Genomic DNA, 8,018 nt, shown 5'->3' on the forward strand with positions numbered 1-8,018 from the left:
CAAACCTAGTAATAAAATCCTTCCAGATGATGGTTGCAGGGATTGAATGCCGGACAATATTCCCTTTCCGCTTTCCCTGGATTCTGTCCAATTGGACTTATCGGGATCATTGTAAGATTGTAACGAGTGACGCCTAGATCCTTGCCCCTACGAGATTTGTTCATTTTACAATCTTCGTATATCTTTTACGAAATGGAGTATATTAACTACGAAGGGCGAAACGCTCAGGGGCAACCGAAACTCTTCATCTCCCTGACTCTCGTCCTTCATTTTTTTCCATTCTTTGTTGGTTATATGCATCGTACCATCCATTACGTATCCAAAAATTTGTCTTGTCATCAATGAGGTAATAACTCCAATATATATATAAAAATAATTCGATAAGAATTGGCCTTAGAAGTCAATTCCTCTTTTTCCTATTTGAGCACTTCTTTTCAGGGAGAATGTCCCATTACGAACTTCCATTGCAAGTGACCTAGTAAGACTAGGGCGGTGCTTGATTGGAGAAGATTAAACATACTAGGGAAAGGTATAATTCCCACGGACTATGGAGGGGACAATAGTATGAAAACATTAGCGAAAGTAGACGAAGAATATCAGGAAATTATTCTTTTAGTAAAAGAGCCTATGAGAAGCCATCTATTGATTGAGTTAATGACCGAAATGGAAAGGGAATACCATATCCCTATGATAAGTACTGAAGATTGGGAAATTAAAAATAAACCAGTTATTGCATTATATAGAAAGATCAGTTTAAGCATAAACTTAAATTCTCATATTTATTTCGATGGTTAAATAAAAGTCCTTTTTCGAGTGCCACTTCTAACGGTGGTATTTTTTTGTTCAGTTGTAACTTTGTAATAATGTTCAATGAACAAATAAATCTTTTTATTTTTATAGTTCAGTTACCATAACACTTCTTAGAATAAGTAATTAATTAAAATCCTTTCGTAAAGTGTACTTTTACGAACATAGTTAATTTCCAACCCAGCCCATTTAGTTAGTTACAAAAAAGAACCCATTTCATTAAGAAATGGTTCTTCCTAGGCGGAAATATCTAAGGAGAAAGCTGGGGTAACATACCAGCATAATAATTCAGAAATATAGGTTTTTTATATCCTCATCGAATAAAGCCATTTAATTATTACTCACGACTTCTCTATTTGGATATACTCCGTTTAGGTATAAATATACTCACATAAAACAAAACTATAAAGAATGGTGTTTTTTATTGGGATGGGAAAGGATGACCATGATGAATCATTTGTGGCGGAAATCGTTGAAATCTAAAATGGCGAAAAAAACTCCAACAGTGGGACAATTCAAGCAAGAACAAGATCCGCTATTTGATAACTTGGCTAATAACGAAAACAAGTTCCGCTCTATATATAAAGATTGCTCTGATGTTATCTTTCGTCCTTTTTTCATAGGTGGAAAAGATAAATCCATTCTACTTTACATTGAAGGTTTGTCAAACATTGAAGAAATAGATGACAATGTACTTTCTCCACTTATGCAGAACACTGAGGAGGAATTCTACAACGTTAATAGTCTGATCGAAAAGAAAATATCTGTTTCCAATGTGAAAGAAATCAAAACATTTTCTGAGTGTATACAGGAAATCTCCTCGGGAAATCCAGTGATACTGGTAGATAAGAGGAAAACGGGCTTTTCGTTAGGCCTCTCAAAATGGGAAAAACGTTCAGTTGAGGAACCATCAGCTGAAATGGTCGTCAGGGGACCACGTGAAGCATTTGTGGAAACCTTACGGGTAAACACTTCCTTACTTCGAAGAAAAATAAGAAGTCCTGAACTAAAAATGCAATCAATTGAGATAGGTCGTTACACCAAAACAAAGGTTGTTATCGCGTATATGGAAGGAATTGCAGATAGGACTTTAATAGAAGAAACCCAAAACCGGCTAAGCCGAATTGAAATTGACGGAATATTGGAAAGCGGAGTGATACAAGAGCTTATTGAAGACAACCCATCATCCCCCTTCCCTCAGGTTTTAGCGACTGAGCGCCCTGATGTAGTTACCTCAAACCTTCTTGAAGGACGTGTGGCCATCTTAGTAGATGGCACTCCTTTTTCTATCGTTGTGCCTTCAACTTTTTATTCTTTACTGCAATCAAGTGAGGATTATTATGAACGATTCTTGATTGGGACGGCTATTCGATGGCTTCGTTACCTTTTCCTTGTGATTTCACTGTTCCTCCCTGCCTTGTATGTAGCGTTAATCACCTTTCACCATGAGATGATTCCGACGAACCTTTTGATTAGTATGGCTGCCTCTCGAGAGCATGTTCCATTTCCTGCTCTCGTTGAAGTTTTAATCATGGAAGTCATGTTTGAAGCGTTGCGTGAAGCAGGGTTACGACTTCCAAAACAGATCGGGGGTGCAGTAAGCATTGTCGGGGCTCTTGTCATAGGTGAAGCTGCTGTTTCCGCGGGAATTGTCTCTGCACCAATGGTTATAGTCGTTGCGATTACAGGCGTCGCCTCTTTTACGATTCCACGGTATCCGGCAGCAATCGCGATTCGTATGCTTCGTTTTCCAATGATTCTTATTGCCGGGACACTAGGGATGCTTGGAATAATGCTTGGGACCATCACAATAATCATCCACTTATGTACGCTTCGTTCTTTTGGTGTACCGTATCTTAGCCCAGTAGCTCCGATGAAAAGTAGTGATTTAAAAGATGTGCTTACACGTGCCTCATGGTGGAAGCTGAATCCAAGGACTCCATTAACAGGGGAATACAATAAATATCGACAATCCACTGGGCAGAAGCCTGATCCGACTAGTAGGGGTAAAATGTAAACCGCAAATCTTTTATTATGTATTGAGGTGATACGAGATGATTGAGAAAGGAAGGATTAGCGCTCTGCAGATGGCCATCATAATCTATCCGACGATTATGGCAACGGCTATTCTCTTAGTTCCGGCCATTACGGGAAAATTCGCAAAACAAGACATGTGGTTATCGCCAATTTGGGCTTCTTTTGCCGGTTTTCTCTCTGTCTATATTGCACAACAATTGAATAGGCGCTTTCCGGGGCAGACAGTCATCCAATATAGTGGGAAAATTTTAGGATGGATTCCAGGAAAAATTACCGGGTTTGTTTTCCTATTCTTTTATTTACATACAAATGGAATTGTATTAAGGGAGTACGGGGAATTTGTCGTTGGAAATTTTATGACAAAAACTCCAATGATCGTTGTAATTGGAAGCATGGTACTAGTCTGCGCCTTTTCCGTACACGGCGGACTTGAAGTAATAGCGAGAAGTGCAGAATTTCTTGTTCCGGTGGTTATTATATTGCTTCTAGTCATCGTTATATTACTTATCCCGGATCTTGAACCTAAGAATTTATATCCTGTCATGGAGAAAGGAATTATGCCTTCTCTGAAAGGAGCTGTTGTTCCATCAAGTTGGTTTACCGAATTCTTTCTCATCTCTTTCTTACTCCCATTTTTAGATAAAAAAGAAAAAGGATTGAAATGGGGCATGATCTCGGTGTTTGCTGTGATGCTTACTATGGTGGTAACCAATTTGTTTTCTCTTTTTTTATTTGGGGACATTACAGCTACTTTTACTTATCCAGTCATGAGTGCTGCCCGGTATATAAACCTAGCCGATTTTCTCCAACACCTTGACTCTATAGTGATGGCGATTTGGGTCTCTGGTACGTTTATCAAAATTTCAGTCTTCTATTATGCCATTGTAATTGGTACTGCTCAATGGTTAAATTTATCTGATCACCGGCCAATCGTTTTTCCGCTTGGTTTCCTATTAGTTCTAGTCAGCATTTGGTCGGCCCCGAATTTACAGGAACTCACTCATTCATTGAGCACTACTTGGCCTTTTTATGCCATTTTCATTCAAACGATTATACCAATTGTATTGTTGTTACTTGCTGTTCTGTGTAAAAAAACTTCTAAAAAGCCCAACTAATCAGCTGTGTGCCTGAAAGGGGAAAATGATGAATACTATTTCTTTAACGAAAGCAGTAAAACTAATGCTCACTTTTTCAATTTGTTCATCTACCCTCTTGCTTGCAGGCTGCTGGGATCGAGTAGAAATCAATAACATAGGAATTGTTTTGGCAGCAGGACTTGATAAAACAGCTGAGGATAAGATAGTGCTTTCTGTACAAATAGCTATTCCTGAAGCGATGGGAGGAGGACAAATGGGGGGTGGTCAAGGTGGAGGAGGTAAAACGATGATCGTTGAAAAAGCAACGGGTACTACAATTTTCGATGCCATGTCACTTCTTCAGGAAAAATTTTCCCGCCGTATTTTCTGGGGACATAACCAGGTAATCATCATAGGCGAAAAACTAGCTAAAGAAGGGATTCAGAAGCACATTGATTTTTTCGCACGTTCCCCAGATCCACCAATCAGGGCATATACATTTGTCACTGACGGTAAAGCCATAGATGTTTTGAAAGATAATCCTGATTTAGAGAAAAGTTCAGCAGAGTTTGCAAGAGACCTAGCAAACTTAAAAGTGGGAATGAGTGTAACCGTGAAAGACTTGTTGCAGATGTTAAGTAGCGAGGCGGGAGCGGCGGCACTTCCTTTGATAGAGGTAGGACAGAAAGGTGGTTTAAGTGTGAACGGAACGGCAGTTTTTAAAAAAGATAACATGGTAGGGGTAATCGACGATAAAGTAACAAGGGGATTATTATGGGTAAGAAATGAAATCGAATTATCCGCCGTAACCGTTAAGCCAAAAGGTGCTAAAGACCATATTTCATTCAATCTCCTTCGTTCCCGTACGAAGCTAATTCCTAAAATTGAGAACGGGAACTGGAAAATGACGGTTAAAATTGTGACGGAAGATGATGTAGTGGATAACGAAACAAAATTAAATCTTATGAATCCAAGGATTGTGAAAAAGCTTGAAAGGCAATTAGAACAAGAAATTGTACAACGAATTCGAATAATGCTTGAACAACTTCAAAATGAGATGGAAACAGACATTTTGGGTTTTGCAGAGGCGTTTCACCGTCAATATCCAGATCAGTGGTCAAATGTAAAGGATCATTGGGGCGAGAAATTTCCAGAAATAGAGGTTGAAATCAAAAGTAAAGCGTATATAAGGAGACCAGGAATGTCTACTTCACCGCAAGGAGTACCGGAAAAAGAGGTGATAGGAAATTGAGGTGGGCATTTGTGTTCGGTATAACCGTAGTTGCTATTCTCATGACGCTATATGAATGGCAAAAAATGAATAAGAATCAGAAGAAGGAAAAACGGGCCTTTGTGACATTGACAATGGCAGGATGGCTGCTAGCCGTCCTTCTCGTTTTCTTTCCGGATATGCCAGGACCTACTCACTTGATGGATGTGATTTTTAAGCCCTTAGGCAAGCTTTTGGAAAAGTAATGTTAAAAGGGAGAAATAAATTTTGTTTGAAAGAGAAATAATTTTTGTCTTTCAACTGGGAATTATGTTTAATTAGCAGGAAATACTTTAGAAGCGACTGTACAAACGCCTGCAAGAAGAATGGTTGAAGTAAGTGATTCGACAAGTATGTTTTTACTGTCAGATGGAGCGAAAATGATTCGTGGTCAAACGATTATTATGACGGTGGTATTCCTTGCTTTTTAATTTTATTGGTAAAAATTTAAAGTTTTTTTATCCGGATACTACCGTGATTTCAGATGGAAAAGAAAAATCAAGCAGGTAATACAAACGCTGGTCAATTCGGTACTGGCTCCATGCCAACAATGGCTTTGGTCCATTTCATGATCACTTTTTACTTGCGAGATCCATTCCAGAAAATGCCGAAATCCTTCTTTCGTATTTTCGAAGTAACAGGGTGAACCAAACTCTAATCCTCTAAAGTCTTGAGCTCTGGCTGATGCTTGAATTTTGCGGTATCCACACCGATAATAAGTGTTTCAGAAGTAATTTGAGCGATTTTCTTGTTTTGGTTATAATTCATGATAGGCCTCCTGATTATGATGATGTTGTCCTTTTCGCTGGCAAGCTTTGGGACACTTTAATCATATCAAGGGGTCTTTTTGTGCTAAAATCTCATTTTCATTTATTACAGGAATGCTGCCCCGATAGTTGCATACAAAAAAGCTGCCTTTAAGACATCAAGAATCGCGCCCGATTGTGGAAAACCAAAGAATAACAAACACCCTATCAGATAAATTCATAAAACGGATTCTCTGATTCATCTTTTTTTAAATCCACATTATATTCACCAAGAAAATTGATGTGCTCCTACCCTAACAAATTTTATTTAGGACTTACATGTATGCCTTCACTCTCTCGCCAATCTGCGTAAAGTATACGCTTTACATTATCATATCCATTGGTAGTTAATTGGTTATCTAACCACTGTTGATCAAATCCGAGTTCATGTAAATTATCCCATAAAATTTCCCCATCTATAATTAACGATGTTGGGAGGTCTACTGGACTTTCTGGAAGATTGAGATCTTGCTTGTCTGGTTTTTGATACTTGGATTTTAATAATAAACTTATTTGCCCATTAGCTTCCAATATACCGTATTTGACTTCGCGAACTGAAAAGACATTATTTTGACGGAGTATACTCAATACTTGATTTACATCCAATTTGTTCTTTGTAAGTAACTTTCTGTCCATAACACCATCTCGAATGATGATGTTAGGATTGCCTAATAAGAGAGAACGTGTCGATTTATTTTTTAGAGTCATAAACTCTATTCCCAACATAAGAAACGTCCACAATCCGATGGCATATAAAAAATGAAAAATCCCTACCTTATCTTCATAAATGGTATTTCCTAAAAAATCTCCAAGTACTAACACAAAAACTAAGTGAAACGGGGTTAACTGATAGATGGATGTTCTTCCTGTTATGATAATGATAAAAAATAAAGTGGCAAAACCAACGATGACTTTGATCGTCAGTAAACCAATATTAACTTCTTCCAAAGTTTTTTCCTCCAATTTAAATTTTTAATTAGTTGTAAGATCTTGAGGTTTAGATACAGAGGCTAGTTTTAGTATTAAAGCTCGAGTTACAATTCCAACAATGATGTAATATATGAATGATTATCTGTATCTCCACTCTAAATAATTAACAAGTTTGACCCACTCGCAAAAGGGTTCACCTAAATAGGCATATGTTAGTGCCATAATGATCTGGGCTAAAATAAAAGATTTCCATTTTCTGAAATATTGATATAACAACATGTAAGCTACAGGTACCATTAAAAATCAAAAGGAAAGGCCCGAGGAATAAAAGGTAGGAATGCAATGGGGTAATCCCAAAAACTATATTGTGCACTAACTACATCTAATAAGGTTGTTGTCAAGATAATTATGGTACCAAATAACAAAATTTCTAAAATAATGTCTCGTTTAACAAGTTTCGCCCATATAACCCAAGGCACAACTAAAAAAACGACTAGTATCCACCATTCCCAAGTTAAAAACTCATTTTTTAGCCAACCATTTAATTCTAAATGATACAGCTTATCTTCTAATAAACGTATTTCCTTAAGATTTTCAAATATATTATCTATTGATATCACCCCTATATTTAAATTAAAAGGTAACAGATATTTTTGAATTCAAACTCTTTGAGGTGCCTTTTTAGTATTACCGTTTTTTAGTAATGAATTTCCATCGTAAATAAGAAAAAAACCCATGTTGAAAGTTCTTCTAACACGGGTTTTCGACTTTTTTCAAATGAATCAGAAATATTTAAAAACAATGAAATTTTTTAAATCTAGATTTAAGATAGAACAATAAAAACGGATACATCAACTTTTAATAATGGAGAAAGCAGGCGAGAACCCTGTTCAACAATGCGCTCGGTCAGGGATCGTTGCAACAAGTCTTCAATTCTTAATGGTACAGAATCAGTAAGATCCCTCTCGAACTGCTCTGTGAGTTCCCTTGCCACATCAGCACTGTACACGACTTGACACACTTCATAATTCAGGCGAAAACTTCTCATATCATAGTTTGCTGCGCCTACTTCTGCAATTTCCTCATCAATGA

At 37.4% G+C, this 8,018-nt stretch carries 8 protein-coding genes and 1 pseudogene; 5 read left to right on the plus strand and 4 right to left on the minus strand.

Annotated elements, in window-relative coordinates; translation table 11 throughout:
• Nucleotides 1–564 precede the first annotated feature (564 nt).
• The 5 genes from AC1DIV_RS29150 (at nt 565) to AC1DIV_RS29170 (ending at nt 5,396) form a co-directional block, all read left to right on the plus strand.
• Nucleotides 565–795: a hypothetical protein gene (locus AC1DIV_RS29150; RefSeq protein WP_048686165.1), complete on the plus strand. Its 231-nt coding sequence runs from the start codon at nt 565–567 to the stop codon at nt 793–795.
• 457 nt (nt 796–1,252) lie between these two features.
• On the plus strand, nt 1,253–2,824 hold the full coding sequence (locus tag AC1DIV_RS29155; protein ID WP_477577907.1) for a spore germination protein: 1,572 nt from the start codon (nt 1,253–1,255) through the stop codon (nt 2,822–2,824).
• 37 nt (nt 2,825–2,861) lie between these two features.
• Nucleotides 2,862–3,959 (plus strand): GerAB/ArcD/ProY family transporter, encoded by a 1,098-nt coding sequence (locus AC1DIV_RS29160; protein WP_176474560.1) that lies wholly within the window; start codon nt 2,862–2,864, stop codon nt 3,957–3,959.
• 28 nt (nt 3,960–3,987) lie between these two features.
• Nucleotides 3,988–5,172 (plus strand): Ger(x)C family spore germination protein, encoded by a 1,185-nt coding sequence (locus AC1DIV_RS29165; protein ID WP_477577904.1) that lies wholly within the window; start codon nt 3,988–3,990, stop codon nt 5,170–5,172.
• 11 nt (nt 5,173–5,183) lie between these two features.
• Complete coding sequence (locus AC1DIV_RS29170; protein ID WP_318285093.1) at nt 5,184–5,396, plus strand: hypothetical protein; 213 nt, start codon at nt 5,184–5,186, stop codon at nt 5,394–5,396.
• Between the two features lie 331 nt (nt 5,397–5,727).
• Here AC1DIV_RS29170 and AC1DIV_RS29175 read toward each other — a convergent pair.
• From AC1DIV_RS29175 to AC1DIV_RS29190, 4 genes and pseudogenes are all read right to left on the minus strand, one after another.
• Nucleotides 5,728–5,958: pseudogene (locus AC1DIV_RS29175) on the minus strand (IS110 family transposase); the annotation flags it as partial.
• Between the two features lie 302 nt (nt 5,959–6,260).
• Nucleotides 6,261–6,944 carry a DUF421 domain-containing protein gene (locus AC1DIV_RS29180; protein WP_097159208.1) on the minus strand — a complete coding sequence of 228 codons (684 nt, stop codon included), beginning with the start codon at nt 6,942–6,944 and terminating at the stop codon, nt 6,261–6,263.
• Between the two features lie 278 nt (nt 6,945–7,222).
• A complete protein-coding gene (locus tag AC1DIV_RS29185; RefSeq protein ID WP_477577905.1) occupies nt 7,223–7,546 on the minus strand; it encodes a hypothetical protein in 324 nt (107 codons plus the stop codon).
• Between the two features lie 203 nt (nt 7,547–7,749).
• Nucleotides 7,750–8,018 (minus strand): phospholipase D-like domain-containing protein (locus AC1DIV_RS29190; protein WP_477577906.1); only part of this gene is annotated, 269 nt, incomplete at its 5' end.

This window comes from Peribacillus sp. 05N428, from assembly GCF_056397085.1.

Bases quoted from the DNA above. Each gene is read 5' to 3' on its own strand.
- AC1DIV_RS29165 (WP_477577904.1), top strand. From the start codon at position 3,988: ATGAATACTATTTCTTTAACGAAAGCAGTAAAACTAATGCTCACTTTT.
- AC1DIV_RS29160 (WP_176474560.1), top strand. From the start codon at position 2,862: ATGATTGAGAAAGGAAGGATTAGCGCTCTGCAGATGGCCATCATAATC.
- AC1DIV_RS29155 (WP_477577907.1), top strand. From the start codon at position 1,253: ATGATGAATCATTTGTGGCGGAAATCGTTGAAATCTAAAATGGCGAAA.
- AC1DIV_RS29150 (WP_048686165.1), top strand. From the start codon at position 565: ATGAAAACATTAGCGAAAGTAGACGAAGAATATCAGGAAATTATTCTT.